At 57.4% G+C, this 21,695-nt stretch carries 17 protein-coding genes, 1 tRNA gene and 1 pseudogene; 8 read left to right on the top strand and 11 right to left on the bottom strand.

The features are described from left to right. Window positions 1-2: 2 nt before the first annotated feature. The 6 genes from RX328_RS30400 to RX328_RS30425 form a co-directional block, all read right to left on the bottom strand. Entirely contained in the window at window positions 3-410 is a 408-nt protein-coding gene (locus tag RX328_RS30400) for a hypothetical protein (RefSeq protein WP_213255156.1), read from the bottom strand. Window positions 411-628: 218 nt separating this feature from the next. After that, window positions 629-1,219 (bottom strand): 3-phenylpropionate/cinnamic acid dioxygenase subunit beta, encoded by a 591-nt coding sequence (locus tag RX328_RS30405; protein ID WP_213255159.1) that lies wholly within the window; start codon window positions 1,217-1,219, stop codon window positions 629-631. Then, window positions 1,203-2,051: an SDR family NAD(P)-dependent oxidoreductase gene (locus tag RX328_RS30410; protein WP_213255161.1), complete on the bottom strand. Its 849-nt coding sequence runs from the start codon at window positions 2,049-2,051 to the stop codon at window positions 1,203-1,205. Before RX328_RS30410 ends, RX328_RS30405 begins: the two co-directional genes overlap by 17 nt. Then, window positions 2,048-3,403: an aromatic ring-hydroxylating oxygenase subunit alpha gene (locus RX328_RS30415; RefSeq protein ID WP_213255163.1), complete on the bottom strand. Its 1,356-nt coding sequence runs from the start codon at window positions 3,401-3,403 to the stop codon at window positions 2,048-2,050. The genes RX328_RS30410 and RX328_RS30415 overlap by 4 nt, the downstream gene beginning before the upstream one ends. A gap of 65 nt (window positions 3,404-3,468) precedes the next feature. Beyond that, window positions 3,469-4,419 carry a Bug family tripartite tricarboxylate transporter substrate binding protein gene (locus tag RX328_RS30420; RefSeq protein WP_213255166.1) on the bottom strand — a complete coding sequence of 317 codons (951 nt, stop codon included), beginning with the start codon at window positions 4,417-4,419 and terminating at the stop codon, window positions 3,469-3,471. A gap of 202 nt (window positions 4,420-4,621) precedes the next feature. After that, a complete protein-coding gene (locus RX328_RS30425) occupies window positions 4,622-6,025 on the bottom strand; it encodes an FAD-binding oxidoreductase (protein ID WP_213255170.1) in 1,404 nt (467 codons plus the stop codon). A 117-nt stretch (window positions 6,026-6,142) separates the two neighbouring features. Here RX328_RS30425 and RX328_RS30430 point away from each other — a divergent pair, with 117 nt between their 5' ends. The 4 genes from RX328_RS30430 (at window position 6,143) to RX328_RS30445 (ending at window position 10,264) form a co-directional block, all read left to right on the top strand. Further along, window positions 6,143-7,186, top strand: coding sequence for a thiamine pyrophosphate-binding protein (locus RX328_RS30430; protein ID WP_213255173.1), 1,044 nt, complete (start codon window positions 6,143-6,145; stop codon window positions 7,184-7,186). Then, on the top strand, window positions 7,186-7,770 hold the full coding sequence (locus tag RX328_RS30435; protein WP_213255175.1) for a thiamine pyrophosphate-dependent enzyme: 585 nt from the start codon (window positions 7,186-7,188) through the stop codon (window positions 7,768-7,770). Before RX328_RS30430 ends, RX328_RS30435 begins: the two co-directional genes overlap by 1 nt. 7 nt (window positions 7,771-7,777) lie before the next feature. After that, entirely contained in the window at window positions 7,778-9,418 is a 1,641-nt protein-coding gene (locus tag RX328_RS30440) for an FAD-dependent oxidoreductase (RefSeq protein WP_213255176.1), read from the top strand. Window positions 9,419-10,167: 749 nt separating this feature from the next. Beyond that, window positions 10,168-10,264 (top strand) — tRNA-Arg (locus tag RX328_RS30445). A 267-nt stretch (window positions 10,265-10,531) separates the two neighbouring features. On the opposite strand, the gene RX328_RS30450 is transcribed toward RX328_RS30445, so the two are convergent. Further along, window positions 10,532-11,323: a hypothetical protein gene (locus tag RX328_RS30450; protein ID WP_213255178.1), complete on the bottom strand. Its 792-nt coding sequence runs from the start codon at window positions 11,321-11,323 to the stop codon at window positions 10,532-10,534. Window positions 11,324-12,036: 713 nt separating this feature from the next. Between RX328_RS30450 and RX328_RS30455 the strand changes: the two genes are divergently transcribed. Further along, window positions 12,037-13,422, top strand: a complete 1,386-nt coding sequence (locus RX328_RS30455) for a calcium-binding protein (protein WP_213255188.1) — start codon at window positions 12,037-12,039, stop codon at window positions 13,420-13,422. A gap of 454 nt (window positions 13,423-13,876) precedes the next feature. Here the strand turns inward: RX328_RS30455 and RX328_RS30460 are convergent, their stop codons facing one another. Next, window positions 13,877-14,389, bottom strand: a complete 513-nt coding sequence (locus RX328_RS30460; RefSeq protein WP_213255190.1) for a hypothetical protein — start codon at window positions 14,387-14,389, stop codon at window positions 13,877-13,879. A 703-nt stretch (window positions 14,390-15,092) separates the two neighbouring features. On the opposite strand from RX328_RS30460, the gene RX328_RS30465 reads away from it, so the two are divergent. After that, on the top strand, window positions 15,093-16,364 hold the full coding sequence (locus tag RX328_RS30465; RefSeq protein ID WP_317258539.1) for a hypothetical protein: 1,272 nt from the start codon (window positions 15,093-15,095) through the stop codon (window positions 16,362-16,364). 382 nt (window positions 16,365-16,746) lie between these two features. On the opposite strand, the gene RX328_RS30470 is transcribed toward RX328_RS30465, so the two are convergent. Together RX328_RS30470 and RX328_RS30475 are read right to left on the bottom strand one after the other, a co-directional pair. Further along, complete coding sequence (locus RX328_RS30470; RefSeq protein ID WP_213255195.1) at window positions 16,747-16,950, bottom strand: hypothetical protein; 204 nt, start codon at window positions 16,948-16,950, stop codon at window positions 16,747-16,749. Between the two features lie 753 nt (window positions 16,951-17,703). Then, window positions 17,704-18,156 (bottom strand): hypothetical protein, encoded by a 453-nt coding sequence (locus RX328_RS30475; protein ID WP_312018108.1) that lies wholly within the window; start codon window positions 18,154-18,156, stop codon window positions 17,704-17,706. Between the two features lie 313 nt (window positions 18,157-18,469). Between RX328_RS30475 and RX328_RS30480 the strand changes: the two are divergent. Continuing rightward, window positions 18,470-19,515, top strand: a pseudogene (locus tag RX328_RS30480) (redoxin domain-containing protein). A gap of 62 nt (window positions 19,516-19,577) precedes the next feature. Here the strand turns inward: RX328_RS30480 and RX328_RS30485 are convergent. After that, window positions 19,578-19,985, bottom strand: coding sequence for an NUDIX domain-containing protein (locus RX328_RS30485; protein ID WP_312018105.1), 408 nt, complete (start codon window positions 19,983-19,985; stop codon window positions 19,578-19,580). A gap of 504 nt (window positions 19,986-20,489) precedes the next feature. Here RX328_RS30485 and RX328_RS30490 point away from each other — a divergent pair. After that, complete coding sequence (locus RX328_RS30490; protein ID WP_317258540.1) at window positions 20,490-21,521, top strand: IS110 family transposase; 1,032 nt, start codon at window positions 20,490-20,492, stop codon at window positions 21,519-21,521. Window positions 21,522-21,695 lie beyond the last annotated feature (174 nt).

Here is a 21,695-nt window from a genome sequence, read left to right on the forward strand (position 1 = left end):
CGTTAGAAGCGTCGGACGAGAAAGTCGTCCGTGAACTCTCCAAGGGAAATCTTGACGGGAATCTCGTCTTCCGCACCCAATTCGATGATCTCGGATCCCGATTTGTTATTGGCGGCGGCGAGAAGCTCAATACGTCGCGCGATCTCTTCAGCCTGCCAGGCATTGAGGCCCCAACGGAAACTGCCCGGTCCATCAGGCTTTAATCCATAGTTGCCCGTGCTTCCTTCTTCCGGAACAATAGTCAATTTCGCTTTCGAACGGGCAGCCGGCAGTTGCTCGCCGACGTTGAGAGACCTCCGCCCCTCTGCAAACGTACGAAGGAGACCAGCTAACGCAGTCAGGTCTTCGCTCTCACCCAAAAACAGGAACAGCGGGTGGAAGTCACTTGGCAGGTGATCGAAACGCAGCATAGGTCGATCCCACGGTGTCGACATTTCAGGTCGCATTCAAAAGCTTTGCAATATCCTGCGCGTGGCAGAGCTCAATGGCGCCGACCTCGGGACCTGGAGGTAGCGAACCTGAACCCACATGCCGTCTTCCATATTCTCGAGAACCTCGGCGATCGTCCCATCTTCAAGCTCCAAGCGGTCGCCAGGTCTGAGGGTCAGCACATTAATCATTGCCGCCCTTAAAAAAACACCGACAGGTTCTTTGCAAGCAGGACATTCTGGTCAAGGATGATCTCCCGCCGCGCAATCTTCCAGCCGTCATCCGTCATGCGAAGCACATCTGTGCGCTTCCCGACGAACGTGTATGTCTCGTACTCGACCCGGTTCTGGTAGATCAGGAAACGGCACCGCGTTTCGACCTCGCGCGGATCATCCAGGGATGGCAAGATTTTCTTGATCTGGACGTTACTTACCATGTGGCAGACGCGCGACAGCGGTTCCTCGGCGAAGTGAACGCCGGTCAGGATCTGGTCGACTCGTTTCGTCAGCGTCCACTTGTCCTCATCAAACCAGCTAATCCCGACTCCTGTGCGGGTGTTCTCTCGCTCGCCATGCTGCCCAAATTTCACGTTGCGGCGGATCGGCATGAAATAGGTAATGTCATCAGCAAGGAGATTGAGCCAGTCGCGAAACCGGCGCTCGTCGAGCAGTTCAGCTTCCGAATAGAGGAATTCTTCGATGTCCGCCCTGAGCCGATAGTAAGCATCGTTGCGAGGAAGTTCGGCGGATCCGGTCGGCGACGGGGGATTGGTTTCAAGCCCGGCGGCCATGCTGTTCTCCTCGAGAGCCTGGAGGGGTGTGGGTCGCGGACTTCGCTGGTACGGGGCCGCCCTGATGGGCAAAGCAACCCACGTCGATGATTGTTCCGGAGATCGTCTCCGCCTCCGGCGATATCAGGAAGGCAACAACGTTGCCGACATCTTCCCCATTCACGGAACGGCCGGCTGCGGTCCCGGGCGCGCCCTGACCGAACCGCGACGGATCGCCGCCCACCCGACCGAGACTCATCCCGGTTACAATGCCGCCGCCGCCGGGCACTACCGTGTTGACGCGAACACGATGGTGCAAAAAATCGTAGGCTGTCGCCGCCCCGAGCGCAAGCAGTCCGCCCTTGCTCGCGCTGTAAACAGCCATGTTTGGCTTTCCCCAGCCGGCCCCGGAGCCTACGTTGATAATTGCGCCGCCGCCGGTCTTGATCATGTGCGGGAGCACAGCGCGGCTGCACAGATACGGCCCCTTCAAGTTCACGGCTATAATGCGATCGAACAAGGCCTCATCCGTGTCGAGCACGGTACCGAGTGGACCAATTGCGGCATTGTTCACGAGCGCGTCGATTCGTCCGTACTTCGCCAGCGCTTCATCGACGACCCGAGCGACGTCCCCCGCACTGGAAACGTCTGCCTCCATCAGCACGGCTTGGAGACCGCGCTGTTCGAGCTCAGCCTCCAAGTTTGGAATAGCATTGGCGGCGGTGCTTGAGACCTGCGCCGTCTCAAGACCGAACGCCACGACAGAGTGCCCTCGTGCTGCAAGACTAAGAGTGATGGCGCGACCAATCCCGAAAGTCCCGCCCGTCACGATGACTACGCGCGGGGGATTCACTCTGCTGCCCTCTGAGGTAAGTTTCCGCTAACACCAAGGAGTTCATCCCACGCGGCACCCCTGAGGTACGACTTCCAGCGCGCGTAGTAGCCGCGCGCAATCTCCTCGGTAATCTGGAGACTGACCGTACCGCCAAGGGCATGATCTCTCGTCCAGGCGCCAAGCGACTGCTGATAGTTGAACGGATAGCGGCGAGCGACCGTCCCCATACTGGCAGCGGTGGCATAGAGCCAGTTCTCCATATCGTCCTGCTCGGTCATCCCAGCCGGACCCGAGTAGCGCATGTAGTAGCGACGTAGATAGTCTTTGGCTTCCTGCGGCGCATCAGCGTCGACCAGGAAAAACCGCCACCCCTCGGTGGAGGTCGGGCTGTGCGGGTGCCAAGCACAAAGTCCCCGAGGCTGACGCCCGTGATAGGACGTATTTGGGAAAATCGTGCCAACGAACGGCAACAGCCTCGCCTGTTCTCCGAGTCGCCGTTTGCGCTCCTCGAAGCAGTGACGGAAATATTGCTCCAGCACGGGGTTGTCGAGAAACGATTCGATATACTCATTCTCTTCGGGTTGGATCGCGCTATGAACGCCGTGTCCTTCCGGGAAACTGATCCAAACGTGCTGGGCCTTTTCCAGCTCGTCGTCCCGGCGTCCCTTTTTTCCTGCCGCGGCGCTCGGCCCAATACCGATAAGATCGACCGAGCGGTGACTCGGATTGTGGTAGGTGTCGCCGAGAAAGTTCTCCGCGGCGAACTTCCAGTTCGCCGGGAAAATCCACTTGTGTACGCCAATCACCTCCGACCCCCCGCTCCGGCCATCGCGGCAATCAAGAGCCTGGTCGAGATGAATCTTCGCGTCGCCGAGATAGGTAATGAAATCCGGAGCATCCTTGTCCCAGGTGGCCCAGATCGTTCCCTTGTAGATCGCGAGCTTGGCAACGGAGACGAGCGAATTTGCCTCCCGATCGAGCCCCTCATACAGAGTTCTAAAGTGGGGCACGCCCTGGAGCTTGCCATCCGTTGTGTATGTCCAACTGTGATATGGGCACGTAAAGAGCGAGGTATTCCCGGATTCATAGCGGCACACTTTCATGCCGCGATGACGGCACGAATTGAGAAACGCGTGCACGATGCCCTGCTTGTCGCGGCACAGAATGACGGATTCCTCACCCATTCGGGTTGTGTAGAAGTCGCCAGGCTTCGGGACGAGGCTCTCGTGTCCGATGAACAGCCAGGCACGCGTGAAAACCTTCTCCAATTCCTCTTTGTAGAGGTCGGGATCAACGAAGATTTCGCGGCTGACGAAGCCCCTATCCGTATCAACGAGCTTGTCAGGATCATCAAAACGGCTATGGGACATATCGTGTTCTCCACGTAGTTGGTCGAATGGGATCGGCTACTTAGGCTTTGGCCGGCAGAAAGCGCCTAGTCTGTCGAGAGCTTTGCGTCGGTAACGACGTTGCTCCACTTCGTGAGGTCCTGAACAATGTTGCCCGCATACTTTTCCGGCGTTTCAGCAACAGACCTCAACCCTTGTTTTGCCAATCTCTCCGTCACATCTGGGGAGCGAAGAATTTCGCCGATCTCCGAATTGTAGCGGGCGACGATGGCAGGCGGCATGCCAGGGGGCCCAAGGACTCCGTAGCGGATATCCGCATCAAAGCCTGAGAATCCAAGCTCGTCCAACGTCGGTTGATCCGGAAGCTGAGGCGCGCGCGCTCTAGTCGCTACCGCAAGGATCCTTATCTTGTCCGGCGCTAGGGGAAGTGCCACGTGAACCGGCAAGAACATCGCACTGATATGGCCGCCAACGAGATTGGAGATCGCGCCCGCGGAGTCTCGAAACGGCACATGCATCAAATCTATCTTTGCCGTGAGCTTGAAGAATTCCATCGCGAGATGGTGCGGCGTGCCGACTCCTGGCGAAGCATAGTTGATCTCTCCAGCACGGCTCTTCGCGTACGCGACCAGCTCCTTGATCGAATTTGCCGGCAGGGACGGATGCACGACGAGCGCAAGTGTTCCGACCGCAGCTTCGATGATGGGCGTGAAGCCCTTAACCGGGTCGTAGATTGCCGGCTTCGTCAGGCTGACATTCGCTGTGAACGGAGGGTCAGCAGTTACGACCAGCGTATGGCCATCCGGCGTGGCGCGCATGACCATTTGCGATCCAATACCACCGCTCGCTCCCGTCTTGTTGTCGACGACAACCGGCTGACCGAGCTTCGGCTGGAGTTTTTCAGCAATTGTTCGCGCGATGATGTCGGGGCCGGTTCCGGGCGAAAACGGCACAACAATGGTGACGGGTCGCCGCGACTCCTGCGCTATCCCCTGTGAACTAGACAGAACAGTGAACAGCATTGCCAGAAGGCCCATGAACGTTCGCCGCAATGACGACCGCCACGGCAAGTTGAAGCGCGATCGAGCGAACTCATCACGACGAGATTCCAATGGCCCCGGCGCCACCATCTGCGTTTCTCACGTTCTCCTGGGTTGTCCATCTGGTGGACATTGTGTTCAATTCTAGTGACGTGAGAGAAATGGGTCAAGTAGCACGGCGGCGCTCGAAGGAACGGGCTCAAGCTGGAAGCGTCTTGTGAGGATTGAGTAAAGAGCTGGGATTCAGGGTGTTCTTGATCCTGCGGAGGACGTTGACCTCTACGTCACCCTTTTGCTGCACAAGTTCGTCGCGATGAAGCTGCCCGATGCCATGCTCCGCGCTAACGCTTCCGCCCAGACTCCAAACGACTCTGTTGGCCTCATCTTCGACAAGTCGCCGTTTCGCTTCGAATGCAGCGCCATCCTGCGCGTCGGGCTGGCAGGCACTGAAATGCAAGTTCCCGTCGCCCAGATGGCCGAATGCAAACGGCAGGAAGTGCGGTTCAACTTTCCGGATCGCTTCGCAGAGTTCCGGATACAACTTCGGAATCCTCCCGAGCGGCACTGAGTAGTCGAAGCGAAATGAAACCCCGAGATAGCGGTGCAACTCGGAAAAGGAATCCCGAATGAGCCAGAGCTTCGCCTCCTGCGAAGACGACTGGGCAATGATCGCATCGCTCACCCAATCTCGCTCCAGCGCCCGAGAAATGATGGCTTCCAGTTTTTCGGACGGGTCGTCCTGGCCAGCCATGCGCACGAGCACGTACCACTCGCGATAGAGCCTGATTGGAGGCACTGAGCCGAGAATCTGCTGACAGACCCGCTCAACCCCCATTCGGGGAAGCAGCTCGATCGCCGATAGGCGCCCGTCCGCAAGCTCCATCGCGAGGTCTGCGAGATCAGTGGCAGACTGCAAGGACTGCACCGCAAGGAGCGCAGAGCGGCTCTCGGTCTCGGCCGGATGAAGCTTCAGTGAGGCCGCCGCTATGATGCCGAGAGTCCCCTCCCCGCCAATGAAGAGCTGCTTGATATCAAAACCGGAGTTGTCTTTGCGCAGCGAGCGCAATCCATTCCAGAGAGTTCCGTCGGCAAGCACCACTTCGAGCCCGAGGACTTGATCGCGGCAATTGCCATATCGCACGACATTCATGCCGCCTGCATTCGTTGAAATGGCGCCTCCGATCGTTGCGCTGTCCCTCGCGCCGAAATCCAGACCGAAGTGTTGCCCCACGGACCTTGCTGCGTCTTGCACGCCTTTGATCGAGCATCCGGCTTCTGCCACCAGGGACCAAGAGGAGGCAGAAACACTCCTGATTTTATCAAGCCCCAATGTACTCAAGATCAGCGAGGGCCCGCCCGCCGCCGGCACCGCGCCTCCGCACATGCTGGTGTTGCCGCCCTGCGCAACGATGGCGCAACCGGCGGTGCGGCAGGCCCGGACGACGTCCTGAACCTCGCTCACCGACCGGGGTCGTGCCAAACCAACGGCGTTTCCTTTGTACCACCCTCTGAAATCGGTGGTTGCCATATCCACGATTTGGGGGTCGGAGATGAGGAGACCAGGCCGAGTCAGGGTCGCCTTCAGTGTGTTCAACGCGTCCATGCAGTTTCCTTCGAGTGGCTTTGCCGCTATTCAATTCAGTGTTCGTGGAGTGGACATCTGTCTCAAGTCAACATAACGTCCTCGATGTTTGTGGTGAAGGGCACCGGAGGCGATTGAATGGAACAGACCGGCGGAGACGCTCTTGCGCGTCAGCTCGCGCTGGAGGGCGTCACTGATGTCTTTGGTGTGCCAGGCGTTCAGCTCGACTGGGCTGTCGACGGGCTTCGCAAGATGCAGGACAGAATTCGCTACCTTGTAGCGAGACACGAGCAGGCGGCCTCGTATATGGCCGACGGTTATGCTCGTTCAACGAACGGGATCGGCGTTTGTATGGTGGTACCAGGCCCCGGGCTTCTAAACGCAATGGCGGGGCTCGCCACCGCCTATGCCTGCAACTCACGCGTCCTCTGCATCGCCGGCGACATTCATTCGTCAGCCGTTGGGAAGGGACTCGGGCTGCTTCATGAAGTTCGCGACCAGTCGACAATTTTGGGAACGGTGACGAAGTGGAACGGACGTGCATCCCGCGCCGAGGACATCCCCAATCTGGTCAGGCAAGCATTTCAGCAACTAAAGAAAGGAATCCCCCAACCAGTCGGGATCGAGATCTCGCATGATCTCTTGAGCACAACTGCCGATATACCGCTGGTCGACCCTGCGGAACCGACCGAGACAGATCCTGTTCCGTTTGCGGAGATTGAACGCGCCGCCGAGGCGCTTTCGACTTGCAGCTTTCCCGTACTGTATGTAGGGGGCGGCGTGATCGCGTCGGGCGCCTCCCTCGAACTGCAGGCCCTCGCTGAAAAACTTCAAATGCCGATAGTTATGGGCGAGAACGGCAAAGGTTCTGTATCTAATCGGCATCCCCTGGCATTCAACACGCTTGAAGGCCGCGAACTCTTTTCTCTGGCCGACGTCGTTCTCGTCGTCGGCAGCCGCTTTGTCGAGACGGCAATGGGGAAGCCGGCCTGGCCGCCCGATGACAAGGCCTACATTTTCGTCAACCTCGATGAAGGCGTGTTCGGATCGCCGAGACGGGCTGATATCGCGATCAAGGCCGACTGTCGCGTAGCGCTCTCCGCACTCGATGCAGCCTGTTCAAAGCGCCGCCCCTCCAATATCGACTTTGGGAAACTAAGGCTTTTGCACGTGAGCAGATGATGCTGATCGAACCCCAAGGGGCCTGGGTTCGGGCCCTGAGAGCAGGAATTCCCGATGACGGAGTACTGGTCAACGAACTTACGCAAGTTGGCTATTTCGCGCGGCTGGCTTATTCGGTCTATCAACCGAACACGTTCCTTACACCAGGCTATCAAGGCACGCTTGGATATGGGTTTCCGACCGCTCTCGGGGTCGCCGCGGCCAATCCCAAGCGCATGGTCGTCAGCATTAATGGGGATGGCGGGTTTGGCTGGGGACTACAGGAGCTGTCGACGGCGAGGAAGTACAATCTCAACGTGACGATTATCGTCTTCAACGACGGTCACTTTGGAAATGTACGCAACATGCAGCAAGATCAGTTCGGCGAAGAGTTCGGCGTTCAGCTATACAATCCAAAATATGACCGGCTCGCGGCCGCTTTCGAGATTCCCTACAAACTTGCCAAAGGACCATCCGATCTGGAGCGGCTTCTTGTCGAACGCGTATCAAATCCTGGACCGATTTTGATCGAGGCCAAGGTTGGCCCCATGCCGAGTCCCTGGCATCTGCTTCGGCTCGTGCCCCCGCCCTTTGCCAAGAGGTGATCCCTTCATGCTGGCTGAAACCGCATCGTTTGATGTGCTTATCGTGGGCGCCGGTCCCGTAGGACTCACGCTGGCGCTCGATTTTGCTTCCCGCGGGATTAACGTCGGGATCATAGAGAGACGCCGCGCCGGTGAACCGCCGAGCGTGAAATGCAATCACGTCTCCGCCCGCTCCATGGAGATCTTTCGCCGCCTCAACGTATCGCAAGAACTGCGAAATGCCGGATTACCGGAGGACTATCCCAACGACGTCAGCTATAGAACCACGACGCTTGGCATCGAGATAGCAAGAATCAAGATCCCCGCGAGGAAGTATCGCTACTCGGACAAGTCCGGACCCGACGGTTGGTGGCCAACTCCTGAACCGCCACACCGCATCAACCAGATATTCCTGGAGCCCATTCTGTTTCAGCGAGCAGCTAGCACGAACGGCATCACCACTTTCAACGAGACTGCCTATTCAGGATTCAAAGAGGATCAGTCTGGCGTAACTGCGTTTGCCACATCGTCATCTGGCGACGAACAGCAGTTCCGCGCGAGGTTCCTCGTCGGCTGTGACGGTGGCAGCTCCACCGTGCGCAAGCAGATTGGCGCCACGTTCAAGGGCGACCCGGTCGTTCAACGCGTTCAGTCCACGTATATAGAGGCGCCGGATCTCATTGGAAGGATGGCGGCGCCGCCGGCTTGGGCGATGTTTTCACTCAACCCGCGGCGCAGCGGAAACGTATACGCAATCGACGGCAAGAAGCGCTGGCTTGTCCATAACTATCTCGGGCCTAACGAAACGGACTTCGAAAGTGTGGATCGGCATGCATCCATACGTACCATTCTGGGCGTACCTCCAGACTTCCAATACAAAGTTCTAAGCAAGGAGGATTGGATTGGGAGAAGATTAGTCGCGGATCGATTCCGGCAACATCGCGTCTTCATATGCGGGGACGCCAGTCACATCTGGGTACCCTATGCAGGGTATGGCATGAACGCGGGGATTGCGGACGCCGAGAACCTGGCGTGGCTTCTTGCCGCTCATCTGAAGGGTTGGGCCAGCGATGCAATACTCGACGCCTATGAAGCCGAACGCATGCCGATCACGGCTCAAGTGTCTCACTTCGCCATGAACCACGCGCACGCGATGTTCGAGCAACGAAGCGCAGTACCAGATGACATTGAGGCAAGCGGGCCCCGTGGCGACCAACTAAGGGAAGCCTTGGGTAAGGCTGCGTATGAACTGAATGTTCAACAATATTGCTGCGCCGGTCTGAACTTCGGATATTTTTACGCGAACTCCCCCATCATCACATATGATGGCGCAACAGCACCGGAATACACGATGGGAAGCTTCACCCCCTCGACAGTGCCTGGTGCGCGACTACCGCATTTTTGGCTGTGCGAGGGCGAGGCTGTCTATGACAGGTTGGGTCCTTACTACACGCTGGTCCGATCGGATCCTAGCGTGGACGTAGCTCCCATGTTGAAAAGCGCAGAGGCGCACAATGTGCCGCTCGTGCTTCTCGATGTTGCAGGGGGACCATCTGAGCTGGATCACAAGCTGATTATCGTTCGCTCTGACCGGCACGTCGCGTGGCGGTCTAATACATCGCCCACGGATTCGTTAGGTCTAATTAGAACGTTAGCGGGCAGAGCTTAAGTCAACGCTTGCACGGATCGGGCACCTCAACGCCAAACGTCATAATTTACTCAACCACGGCTCGTCGCCTGATCGTAGTCGAGCGAGAGAAATGGTCGAAAGGCATGGCTGAATCATCGCCCGTAGTAGCGGGGGGCGCTACCAACCCACGCCAACATCTTCTCCAACCTTTATCGTAAGTTCACGGCCCGCTCAGTTTTTGCGGACACGACTACTGCTCCCTGTGGCCGCCGTACGCCGCCTAACGCAGAATTTTGTTCGCTAAAGGGAAATCGTCAGTCGGACGGTACAGCATTTGGTACAGCATGACTCGCAACGCGCGTGCTTAAGTGCTGATCGCGCTTCGCTTTTTGAGATGTCCCGGTCCAGTCCATCATGGGTGCAATGCAAAATCGATGCGATAACATATTGATGTTAGATAGCTTTGTCGTCTCATCAGGAATCCTGATTTTTGGGTCGACTGAGGTTCAAAGCTGACTATTGGGGCATTTTCCTTTCGTTTCAAGTTTTTAAGTCGATCGCCTTCCGTCCCTCGATGACGCCGCACCTTCTCTGGTACAGCATTGCAGTACCAAACGAGTTCATGCAGTACCGCGCTAGTTCCGACCCTCCTTACCAATCCCGCGCAAAGTAACGTGCCGCTCTGGCCACGCCTAGGATAGAACAAGCGCCATCGTAGATTTGGCGGCGATAGAGCAAGGAAACCTGCGGGCGGCGATCCCGAGGCTAGCGTTTGCGCTATCAGAACCGCAAGCTTGCGAAAGCTTCGGCCCATATTGGGCTCGAAGAATGAGCGTTGCCCTCCGAAGGCAAAGGTCACACGTTCGAATCGTGTCGGGTGCGCCAATAGAATCAGGCATTTCTTGAATTTGGCGCTGCTCCGGGGTTTGCTCAGGTAGCACCGGGTAAGCACCATTCGGCTTTTGGGGATATTTGAATGAACGCTCGGGGAATTTGCTTCGCTGCATGATGGCACCGTGAGGCTGTTTCCGGGTTGTTTCATGCGGCACGGTGGCTCTGACTTGATACCGCAACGGCAGATACCGCGCGGACACTCCCGCGATTAGCGACGGATACGTCGTTTTAAGAGTGGCCGGAAATTGACATGCATTTCTAGTCGGCTTTGGACCAAATAGACCGCAGATTGCTCTCTAGGTCATCGGACGCGGGGGTCGGCAAGGTCCGGATTATGGCCGGAATATCCTTCGCCTCCCATAACGGCCCGTTCTCTCGGACGGCATCAAGCGCCTGACCAAGGCCGTGATAAAAGTACAGGATATCCGAAGGCTTGTATTTACCCTCTAGAAGGGCAGCGTGAACCTTCCCCGCGAACGCCTCGATATCGGTTGACTCGCGTACCCTAAAAACACGTATGGCGTCGCCAGAGATTATTTTTCCGCTCAAGACTTCATCGAATGTTGCAATGGCAACCAGGCCAATCGTGGGATCGAGCAGCAAGCGATACGCTGGCACGAACATTTGCGAGTGGTTGCCAATCACGCCGCCGTCAAATCCGGCGATCTGTATTTTGGCCGACGGCAGCAACGCCTTTACAAAATACGACGCCAGAAAAACGTAACCGATGCAGGTGAGCTTTTCAGCGGCCATCAAATCCGGTAGCGTTGATGCTCTGCTGGCGCCGTAAGGGGCCATGCTGTGAGCGGTAATCCCCGAGAACGCGACTCTTAATCCATCATCATCGAGGCCCAGATCTGAAAGAGCGGCGGCGAGTTCTGGTTTACAATTGGAAAACGCGTCGGAAATCCGGATCGGATCGGATCGGATAACGGCTCGGGCGCTAGTAAGACAATGCAAGTGCATTTCACTTTGTGGGCTCGCCGTTCCAATCAAGTGCGTTGAAAACAGTACCACTAAGAGAACGCAAATAGCCAGCCTATGGAACATTCGAACTGCTCCTGCTCTGGGTGCTCGCCACAATAAGATAAGCAACAACGATCCGGCCAGTGCGGCCTGGATTGTCTTCGGACTTATTCCAGCATCTAGACATCCGAGACGCATCCATCCAATCGGCGGAATGCTGTCTGCGGCGCTCTAGTAGCTTCGTTCACCAACGCCGTTCCCACTGCCCCTATGGTAAACTATATGTGTGCCCTAGATTGATACCGCGACCGCCACCGAAGCTGTCCTCACGGTACCAGTCGAAAGCACCGTGAGGTTGTTTTCGCGCGATTTCATGCCGCACGCTGGCTCTGACTTGATACCTCACGGGATTTTGATACCGCGTTTTGTTTTCCCGACCCCATCGTATGAATGCCTTGCTTGCGAGTTCGCCGGTCACGTCGCAGGTGTTGAACGTCAGTCGCCATTCGCTCGCGGCGGCGACTTCCGACTGAACGCGCCTTTCGTAACAAAAGATGGAGCAACGCTCAGCTTCCCTCTGGGACGGCAGAACTTTAGCAGCATCACTTCACGCAGAGACCCGCGCTCATCACCCCAGTCCTTCTGCAGGCGTGCGGCTCTTGCGCCACTCATTAGTTTGATCGATAATCAATGGCCCATTCGTTTCATCATTCTTCCCCGTCTATTTCGAGCATTGACAGCATTCTTTTTCTCTTTTGGGCGCTTGAAGCGTCGATACTAATTTTTTGGAGCATCCAATGGTTGACATTCCGGCCTCTACGGCCACCAGCGCACGGCTCGAAATATCGCAGTACGGTCTCAGCCCGGGCGGTTCCTTTTCCGGCTTGTTCGAAACGGCCGGCGACCACGACTGGATCGCCGTCACGCTCACGGCCGGAACCCTTTATCGCTTCTACGGATCCGGCATAGGATCAACAGGCACGACCGATACTACTATGAGCATCCGCAATTCCGCGGGAGTTATCCTGACCACCAACGATGATGCGGGCGCTGGCCTCAACCCCTACATCGAACTTACTGCGGGCGCGACCGGAACGTATTACATCGACATGGCGCTGTTCAGCGCAGCGGTTCCTACAGGAGAATATTCGGTCTGGGTTAGCAGCGCCAGTGTCACAAACGTCTTTATGACTGAGGGGGTGGACGTGGTCACCGCCCCGGGGGCGGGTGAGCGCGTGGTAGGTGGCGCCGGCAACGACACCATCTCGCTTGGAGCGTCCACGGGCAGCGTCGGCTTCGACGCTCTCGGAGAACAGGGCAACGACACCCTCAACGGCAACGACCAAAACAACTTCGTGTCGGGCGGTATCGGTAACGATGTCATCTTCGGCTTTGGTGGTAGCGACACCCTGTGGGGCGATGCTGGCACCGACCAGATCAACGGCGGCGCCGGCAACGACGAAATCTTCGGCGGCCTTGGCACCGACACGATGACGGGTGAGACCGGCAACGACTTCTACTATGTGGACAATGTCGGCGATATCATCATCGAGGCGGCCGGCGGGGGCACCTTGGATACGGTGTTTACCGCCCTCAACAACTATGTGCTGCCCTCGCAGGTCGAGAACCTGAAGCTGCAGGGCGGAACAGCCACGCTCACGGGAACCGGCAACAGTCTCAACAACGAGATAACCGGTAACCTTGGGGCCAATACGCTGCTTGGCGCCGGCGGAAACGATACACTCCTCGGCGGCCTGGGCGCGGACCTCCTCAACGGCGGCGCCGGCAAGGACACCATGACCGGCGGCGGCGGCCTCGACCGCATGGTGATATCTTCGCTGGCCGATAGTGGCGTGGCGTTTGCCAACCGGGATGTGATCAACACCTTCGCCCATGGCGACAAGATCGACCTGGCCGCGATCGACGCGAACAGCCTCGTCGGCGGCGATCAGGCGTTTACGTTCGTGTCGGACTTTACGGGAGCTGCGGGTCAGCTTCAGTGGGACCTAACAGGCGTCTCACCGACGGGCGTGAAGGGCTATCTGCTGCAGGGCGACGTCAACGGCGATTGTGCCGCTGACTTCTCGTTCCAGATTTACACTTCGCCAACCGCCGCACTGCCAGGCGGCTCGGGGGATGGAATCTGGCGACGTGGGACTTTGTCCTCTGAGGCTCTGCCATGAACGTCCTTACTGCCGGAACACATCGTTCCGGCAGTATTACTCGGCCTGAGACCGTTCGCGTTTCTTCATGGGGCGCGGAGGATTTGATTTGATACCGCGACGGGATATTTTGATACCGCGTTTTCTTTTTCGCGGCCCCAGCTCATGAATTTCTTGCTCGCAAGTTCGCCGGTGACATCGCAGCTCCACCAAGTCAGACGCCATTCCGTGGCATGCGGTGCCTTCCGGCTGAATGCTCCTTTCTTCATGCAATCGACAAAGCCGCGCTCCTGAAGTTCGAGGAAGGCGCGCTGGGCTGTTCCGCGTGCGATGTTGCATCGCTGGGGAGCCCGGCGAACTGAAAGGCCGAGCCTGCCATTGTTGGTCCTGTCGTGGCCTTTTGGCGATTTCGAGGAGGACGGCACGGGCTCGGCAACTCAGACTTCTCGACGATCAGGCAAGCGCTGCAGGAAACCTAGTCGATTGATCCTTTAATTGATCCACCGTTAAACTGCTGTCCGTCATCTTCATGCGCACTCGTATATGACGTAGCCATGGTGAGAAGATGGACGGCGGCAGTTCCCAATTTCTGCATCTCATCGTCCCCCACGTAAACCCCTGCCGCCCGGTTGTAAGCAACGGCCACTGTGGCGCAGGCATCGGTGACGAAGTTAGCCACAGAGTCATCTTCCTTTATCCCACCCGTGCGGTCCAAGACCATTTTCATCGCCCTTTGCGACATGGTTTCAGGAATGCGGCCGTCATCCACATCAGACCGGCCGATTAATTCGGCTGGTTGACACATATCGCTTATATCCTGAACGGCACGATAAAAGTGACGCTTCCGCATTTCGTCGGCTTCCAGATAGCTTTTCAGAAAACGACGAGCTCGTTCTTCAACGTGCTTGCGGTCCAACCTAACCTTCTTTCGCCGCTCACGGGTTTCCGATTTAAACCAGTCAAATATCGCCTGGATCAGTTTGCTCATTGGATTTCATTTTTCGGGCTACGCCCTCTGGTAAGCTATATGTGTGCCCTAGATTGATACCGCTACTGCCGCCGAAGCAGCCTTCAGGGTACCAATCGAAGGCACCGTGAGGCTCTTTTTGCATCATTTCAAGCAGCACGCCGGCTCTGATTTGGCGCCGAAGCACGCCATGCCGCCGCCGCCGCCGATTCTCAGGCCCCGACAGATCGCGCGGCCAAATTTCGCCGCTGCTCATTCTCTGCGATCTGCGACTTATGGGCAGTTGCTCGCTAGTTGGCCTCCGCAACGGTCATTTTGCCGGCTTGCAAACGTTCTGCGATGACCGCCCGATCGGCTTTCTCCCGGTCAAACAGGTCAGGGTATGTCATGTACGGCCGGATCGCCCGAGCGGCGGCGCTGTCGCATTGTTGCTTTGCTACGTACTGCTTTTGACCCTCGGCGCCGGGAGGGAAATCGCGAGTTTCGGTTGTGAAAGCGGCATGCGCGAAGTGCGTGTGAAGCAGAACGATCAGCGCGCCAAATCGCAGCCAAGGTGAACGTCAAGCAGAAGGGCGCGTCGTCTGAGGTGGGGCAAACTGTCGAACGTCGCCTAGTTCGCGATACTCAAAGCCGAAAACCGAACGGCTTGGTCCTGCTCTTACACTTTCGGTATTAGCTCCGCCATCTTATAATCTGCCAACACTTAACCTCGGTCGAGGGTAATATGGCGAAGCTGGCAATAGCGTTTCTAATTCTATGCTCCCTTATCACTCGAAGCGAATCTGGCGTTACCGCAGTACGAGCTAGCGATTTTTCTAGCCTCGATGGCGGTTCCGAGACTCCCGAAGCCTCAAGAATGCGAGGCTGGATTGCCGGCGCTGATTTGGCAGAACTCGTGCGTGCAGACGCTATCTCTCCAAACAGGAACGGCATCAAGATAGCGAGCATGATAGCGGTGCCACCTTCCGCAGCAAGCGTTCTTGGAGTTGATGGAGCTAACGACTTCTCCTTGGCCTATGTTATTCAGGCGCTAACCTACTCCTTGATCGCAACGGGTGACCCTCACCTGGGGGAGCAGATTGTCGACCGCAGCGACGCGATGCTCGCCGAGCGTGATGCAACTACAGAACAGGGGCACCCCTTCGGATGGCTCGACCGTTCTCCAGGTGTCGATCGTCCGTACGCTTGGGGAGGGTTTACGGGACACAATTTCGCACCGCTAATGCATTTTGCGCAGATCGTTCTGAACAATCCCGCGCTCGGGCAGAAAACGTACAAAGGACGCTCCTTCCACGATCACGCGGTCAGTTACATGAATGAATTTAAAGCTGGGCTAGAGATCCATTCGAACACTGATCTCGTTCAGCAGCAGGGTTTCGCGTACTTTAGATTGCCGAGTAACCTGCCAGTAAAGAACCGTGGCGCACCTGGCTCTCCCTACCCACCGAACTTGAATGCCGCGTTGTTCTCATCCATTTTGCATCTTTCCTGTGCAGAGGAACGCGAAGGTATCAAGGCGGAGGCTGCCCGCCAGCGCAAGCTTGTCGACGGTTTTGTTGCCTTTATGAAAGAGCGCGTCCTCGCTTTTGCGGAGCGTAACGGCCGCGAGACGCTGGTTTGGGACTATTCCAGCTATATCAAGCGTCGCGAGGACGTCGGTCACGCGAATAACGTCGTCAAGTTCCTCATAGAGGCGCACGAAGCTGGGTATGCGGTTGACCAAGCGCTCCTACGCCGTCTCGCCAATACGGCGGACCTGTTGATGCAGCCTGACGGAACTGTCCAGGCAGACCTTATCGACGGAACCAACTATACGACACGGCTTGCTCGCTCGGTCTACTACTTTATTTTGTTGGGCAAGTACTCGGAAAATATTGAGGCGAAGGTTGCTGTCATCAGGAGAAAGTCCAACCTCTTCGCATATCAGGGGGCGGCGCTGTACACGTTGACCGATAAGCCCGCGCTGGATGCTTCTTGTAATGGCCGCCCGACTTGATGGTAGTGATAGTTGAGTTCAGTCACCACTTCTAACAACGGACTACAACGCGATCGGCGATAATGCCGTCGGGGACAGCACACACCGCATCCTCTGTTGTTGCGGGATCGGACTCCACCAATTGTCCTACCTGTTTCCCAATAATCTATGGTGCCTCAGCCACTAGAGTTGCGAGCGAAGATCTTTCAGGTCGAGCTTAGACCGTCCTGCAGGCAAACGCGTTCCCGTGATTTTGCCATCTATCTCGCTCCCCTTCCGATTTCATGTGCGCCCGGATTCTCCATGTGCGCCCTTGTTTGAAGGGGGGCGCAGCTCCAGGGCATCGAACGTATCCATTGCTCGAAGCCACTGTTGATGAGATTCGGGAACTTTACCGCCGGCGTCAAGATGCAGGAAATTGCTCGGCCCTGGTAATCCGAGCCGGCTTGCCTTCCTCCAGCTCTACAATCACGTTTGCAACTTTTTGCTTGGTGCCGGCGAATTGAGGCATCGCGTCGGAGCCGTGAACCAAGCCCTCCATCACCCGCTGCGAGAGGCGCTGAAGGCCGTCATCGGCAAAGATGCAAAAGCGGATTGAAACTGTCATTGGGCCTCACGCAGGGTACGCTACTTCTTTCCGTTTGGCGCAAGAGATCGAGCGACTTGCCTGACCCACTGGTTATCCGAAGGAAATTTGGTGCGAACTTTCGAAGGTCTCGGGTCAATTGATCATGAGCCCGCTTCTTGAGGACTTTTCGGATTTGCTCGCTTACGACTCTTAGCGCCATGACGGTGTCCCCAGCAGCCCACCCATGATTCCCCATCACGGTACTGGGAGCAACAGCACGGCCCCCCGCCGAAGCACTGGGGATTTTTTTATTCAACGGTACCGGCCCTTCCTGGGGCCCCATGCTCCGACTGCGAGCAGCAAAAAGGGAATTTTCGGCCGGTGTGGGCGCAAAATGCCGGCCGACTTGCCCGCTCCATAAAGACGGATTTTTTTAATGCCAGAAGTGGCACTTGTGCCCAATTTCAAAGGACAAAAAACACGTCGAAAATCCAAAACAATTCGATTAATTCGTCGGCGGCGCGTCTAGTTCTTCGTTTTCCTGACCGTGCGCATGAGCCATCACCCGGGCCGGCCCCTCACATACAAGCCCCTATCGAGTCTTCCTAACGTAAGCCCTAAGAAAATGCCTCCTTACCGCCTGCTTGCTGACCGTGCGCGGAGTGTCCTCAATCGCCTGAAGATCGACACCAAACAATCGACGTGTTGGGGCTCCACAGCGTCACTTGGGCTACCTCTGAGTTGTGGCCTTTCCGGGCGCCAAAATAGGCAACGTGCTTGCCGTCTTTCCGGTTAGTAGCAGTTCGTCGTGTTGCCTATGCCCGTGCAGGACACCGGCGCCGAAGCGCGCCAGGCCGCAGCTGCCGCCGATTCTTGGGCCTCGACCGATCGCGCTGCTAAGTTCCGCCGCTGCTCATCTTCCGCGATCTGAGACTTATTTGCAGTTGCTTGCTGGTTGGCTTCCGCAACGGTTATCCTGCCGGCCTGCAAGCGTTCCGCGATGACAGCCCGATCGGCTTGCGCACGGTCAAACAGATCAGGGTATGTCATGTACGGCCGGATCACCTGAGCGGCGGCGCTGTCGCATTGTTGCTTTGCTACGTACTGCTTTGAGCCTTCAGGGAAGCGGGCCTTGCATTCGGCGAAGCCCGCCTGCATCTCGGCAATGGCTGCTTGCTGCTTTTCCTGTAATTCCTTGCGAGCGATTAGGCCGCAGCCGCCAACCGTGGCGCACAGCGCCACCACTGCCAAAATACGCGTCGAAAATAGCCTCCCAGACCCGGGGCATCCAAGGGCAACCTGGAGTCGCGGGCAATACCCAAATTAGGGGCATTCCCCACTTGCTCAAGCTTTTCACTGACCCGGACCGGCTTTTGCTGCGCGCGTGCTGGTCTCAGACAGTACTGCTTCTGCCATTCTTCAGGGAGTGACGGCACCCGCCATGTTAGAATACCGCGTGACCCTTGCGCCGTTGGCGGGCGCCGCGCCGAAGGGCTCATCCGAACAATCCAGAGAGAATTGAAGGAGCGCTATGCAGATAGAGTACATACTTGAGCACATGCGCGTCCAGGTCGGAAGACAGCGCAAAGAGATCCTGCAGCTTCAACGCGCCGGCTCGGGACAGCATCGGCTGAGCTTTTGCTGGGGAGGATACTGGCGAAGACCGAGGGCCTTTGTGACGAGCGGGACCGTCTCAAGAAAGAGCAGGGCGCCCCTGCGCGGGAAACTCGTCCTCATCGATTTCTGGACCTACACCTGTATCAACTGGTTGCGGACGGCGCCCTATGTTCGCGCCTGGGCCGAGAAGTACAAGGATCAGGGATTGGTGGTGATCGGCGTCCATGCGCCGGAGTTCGCTTTCGAGAAGAACATCGACAACGTCCGCTGGGCGGTGAAAGAGATGCGGATCAACTACCCGGTCGCGGTTGACAACGAGCACACCATTTGGCGCGCCTTCAGATATAACTACTGGCCGGCGCTCTACTTCATCGATGCGCAGGGTCGCCTGCGGCATCACCATTTTGGTGAGGGTTCATACGAGCAGTCGGAAAAAATCATTCAAGAACTGCTGGCCGAAACCGGAGCCGCCGGCATCGCCCGCGATCCCGTGTCGGTGCTTGCCCGCGGTATCGAGGCCGCGGCTGATTGGGACAGCCTGAAGTCCAGGGAAAACTGTTTAGGGTACGATCGCACTCAGAACTTTGCATCCCCCGGGAGGCCGGTCCTAAACAAACTCCACACTTATGAATCGCCCGCGCGGTTACGCCTGAATGAATGGGCGCTTGCCGGAGACTGGACGGTGCGGAGCGAGGCGGCGATGCTGACCAATCCAATGGCGGCGTTACCTACCGCTTTCACGCGCGCGATCTTCATCTTGTCATGGGCCCGACGGCCCCGGGAACGCCGGTGCGATTCCGCGTGCTGATCGACGCAAAGCCGCCAAGCGACGCCCACGGACTGGACGTCGATGAGCAAGGCTACGGCGCAGTGACCGAACAGCGCCTCTACCAGCTGATAAGACAGACGAAGCCCGTCATCGACCGAACGTTCGAAATCGAGTTCTTCGGCCCGGGCGCCGAAGCGTTTGCGTTCACGTTCGGCTGACCTACCGATCGCGATCCTCGCCAGATCAGTTGTTATGGAAGAAGTCGGCCAGTAGCCAAGGCCTATTTGCTGCCTTCAGCCCGACCCAGTATTTCCAACAGACGGTCCAGGAACGCTGCTTGGCTTTTCAGCATCTTAAGTCGCGCCTCGGCAATGCCAAACCAGGACGCGCGATCGATCTCAGAAAATGATTGCCGTCGCCCAGACCGCGGAGGCCATTCCATCTCGAACGTGTTGCTCTGAAGATCGGCCAGGTCCCAGTCCTCTTCAATTGCCCACACGTGGACGACCTTGCCGCCCGGTTGCTTGGCACTGCCAAGCGGAATGGCTTCGCCGCCCGGACGATAGCCGGTCTCTTCGGCGAACTCACGCTGTGCGGCCGAAAGCGGGGATTCGCTAGGCCCAATCAGGCCTTTCGGAATGGTCCAGGCACCCTGATCCTTACGACTCCAAAACGGGCCACCCCCCAATAGGACTTGGACGCCCCCCGGCCCTTCGGAATAGTAAGAGACCTGCGCTTTGTATTTTCGACGAGACGCGGTCAGGCATGACCCTGAAGTCTAGCACATTGTCGCGGTCAAGTGCGGTGTTGGCTAATGAAGCTGTCAAATCGCGAGCGAAGGAACTGGGGAAATCGAAGAGGACTCCTCCGTCGACTATTTTAGCCAGCTGTCGTGCACCCAGCTCAGGTCGAGCAAACCATCGATTTGCCGTACCAGGTGATCCGGTGGCACGACCTTGTCGAGATCAAAGGAATAAAAGAACTGGCCGTGACCGCTCTCCTGCCGCCCTAATATCCGCCGCTCCCGCAAATGCCGTCTCAACAGACGGAATCACGGTTCGCGAGTCGCCTCAACCGAAGTTTTGCAACATGGGGTAATTCCGGGATCGAGCCAGACAAAAGGCAAAGGAATCAGCTCTCCAGGAACGTAAGAGGCCAGCCTCATGTGGCCTCGCAACGATGGAGAGCGGCAATGGAATACTATGTCGGACTGGACGTATCGTTGAAGCAGACATCGATCTGCGTGGTCGATCAGACGGGGTCGGTCGTGCGAGAGGGCGTGGTCGATTCAGATCCTGAGGCGATCTCAGTTTACGTGAGGTCAAAAGCGCCGGATGCAGTACGCATCGGCCTCGAGACCGGCCCAACGTCCACCTGGCTGTGGACCGAACTTAAGCAGCTTGGCCTACCGGTGATCTGTATTGACGCGCGCCATGCCAAGGCCGTGCTCAAGATGCAGATCAACAAAAGCGACCGCAACGATGCTATCGGGATCGCCCGCATCATGCAGACCGGCTGGTTCAAAGAGGTGCACGTCAAGGATATCGACAGCCATTCGGTCAGGGCGCTGCTGGCGAGTCGGGCGCTGCTGGTCAAGATCAAGCGCGATCTTGAGAACCATGTTCGCGGCCTTCTCAAGAACCTCGGTCTTGTCATCGGCCGCGCCACGTTCAATGTCTTCGCCGTACGAACCGAGGAGTTGATCGAGGGCCGTCCTGAGCTGATAGCTGCGATCAGACCGCTGCTCGAAGCGCGCAATGCCGTTGGGCAGCAGGTTAGCGAGCTTGACCGCAAGGTTATGAAACTGGCCCGCCATGATGCGCAGGTCCGCCGATTTATGACGATGCCTGGGATCGGTCCGATCACCGCGCTCGCCTTCAAGGCAACGATTGACGATCCGGCACGGTTTGCGCGATCGAGAAGCGTAGGTGCTTATGTCGGGCTAACCAGTAGACGCCACGCCTCCGGAGAGCTCGATTGGTCAGGTCGCATCTCGAAGTGCGGCGACGCGATGCTACGAAGTTACCTGTTTGAAGCAGCCGGGGTTCTGCTGACGCGCGTCCCGAAGTGGTCCGCCGTGAAGGCTTGGGGGGTTAGGCTCGTCAAGCGCAACGGACTCCGCAAGGCAAAGGTCGCAGTCGCGCGTAAGCTCGCGGTCATTCTGCATCGCATGTGGATCGACGGAACCGAGTTCAACTGGTCGAAAAAGGAAATTGCTGCCTAGCGAGGGCATTACAGAGTTTCTGCCAAACGGCGGGAAAAGACGTCCCAGCCGGGACGATGGCGATGGTGAGTTCGACAGATTTGGTGCGAGCGTCGGAAAGGACGACCGCGATTGCAACATTGAACCGCCAACGTCACCTTACGCCATCATGCGGAGGGTTCACCCCTACCGCGG

This window comes from Bradyrhizobium sp. sBnM-33 (genome assembly GCF_032917945.1).
Lineage (GTDB): Bacteria > Pseudomonadota > Alphaproteobacteria > Rhizobiales > Xanthobacteraceae > Bradyrhizobium.

What these genes read in the sequence shown, in the direction of transcription:
- RX328_RS30400 (WP_213255156.1), bottom strand. Translation starts at nt 410, where the DNA reads ATGCTGCGTTTCGATCACCTGCCAAGTGACTTCCACCCGCTGTTCCTG.
- RX328_RS30405 (WP_213255159.1), bottom strand. Translation starts at nt 1,219, where the DNA reads ATGGCCGCCGGGCTTGAAACCAATCCCCCGTCGCCGACCGGATCCGCC.
- RX328_RS30415 (WP_213255163.1), bottom strand. Translation starts at nt 3,403, where the DNA reads ATGTCCCATAGCCGTTTTGATGATCCTGACAAGCTCGTTGATACGGAT.
- RX328_RS30420 (WP_213255166.1), bottom strand. Translation starts at nt 4,419, where the DNA reads ATGGGCCTTCTGGCAATGCTGTTCACTGTTCTGTCTAGTTCACAGGGG.
- RX328_RS30425 (WP_213255170.1), bottom strand. Translation starts at nt 6,025, where the DNA reads ATGGACGCGTTGAACACACTGAAGGCGACCCTGACTCGGCCTGGTCTC.
- RX328_RS30430 (WP_213255173.1), top strand. Translation starts at nt 6,143, where the DNA reads ATGGAACAGACCGGCGGAGACGCTCTTGCGCGTCAGCTCGCGCTGGAG.
- RX328_RS30435 (WP_213255175.1), top strand. Translation starts at nt 7,186, where the DNA reads ATGCTGATCGAACCCCAAGGGGCCTGGGTTCGGGCCCTGAGAGCAGGA.
- RX328_RS30440 (WP_213255176.1), top strand. Translation starts at nt 7,778, where the DNA reads ATGCTGGCTGAAACCGCATCGTTTGATGTGCTTATCGTGGGCGCCGGT.
- RX328_RS30450 (WP_213255178.1), bottom strand. Translation starts at nt 11,323, where the DNA reads ATGTTCCATAGGCTGGCTATTTGCGTTCTCTTAGTGGTACTGTTTTCA.
- RX328_RS30455 (WP_213255188.1), top strand. Translation starts at nt 12,037, where the DNA reads ATGGTTGACATTCCGGCCTCTACGGCCACCAGCGCACGGCTCGAAATA.
- RX328_RS30460 (WP_213255190.1), bottom strand. Translation starts at nt 14,389, where the DNA reads ATGAGCAAACTGATCCAGGCGATATTTGACTGGTTTAAATCGGAAACC.
- RX328_RS30465 (WP_317258539.1), top strand. Translation starts at nt 15,093, where the DNA reads ATGGCGAAGCTGGCAATAGCGTTTCTAATTCTATGCTCCCTTATCACT.
- RX328_RS30470 (WP_213255195.1), bottom strand. Translation starts at nt 16,950, where the DNA reads ATGACAGTTTCAATCCGCTTTTGCATCTTTGCCGATGACGGCCTTCAG.
- RX328_RS30490 (WP_317258540.1), top strand. Translation starts at nt 20,490, where the DNA reads ATGGAATACTATGTCGGACTGGACGTATCGTTGAAGCAGACATCGATC.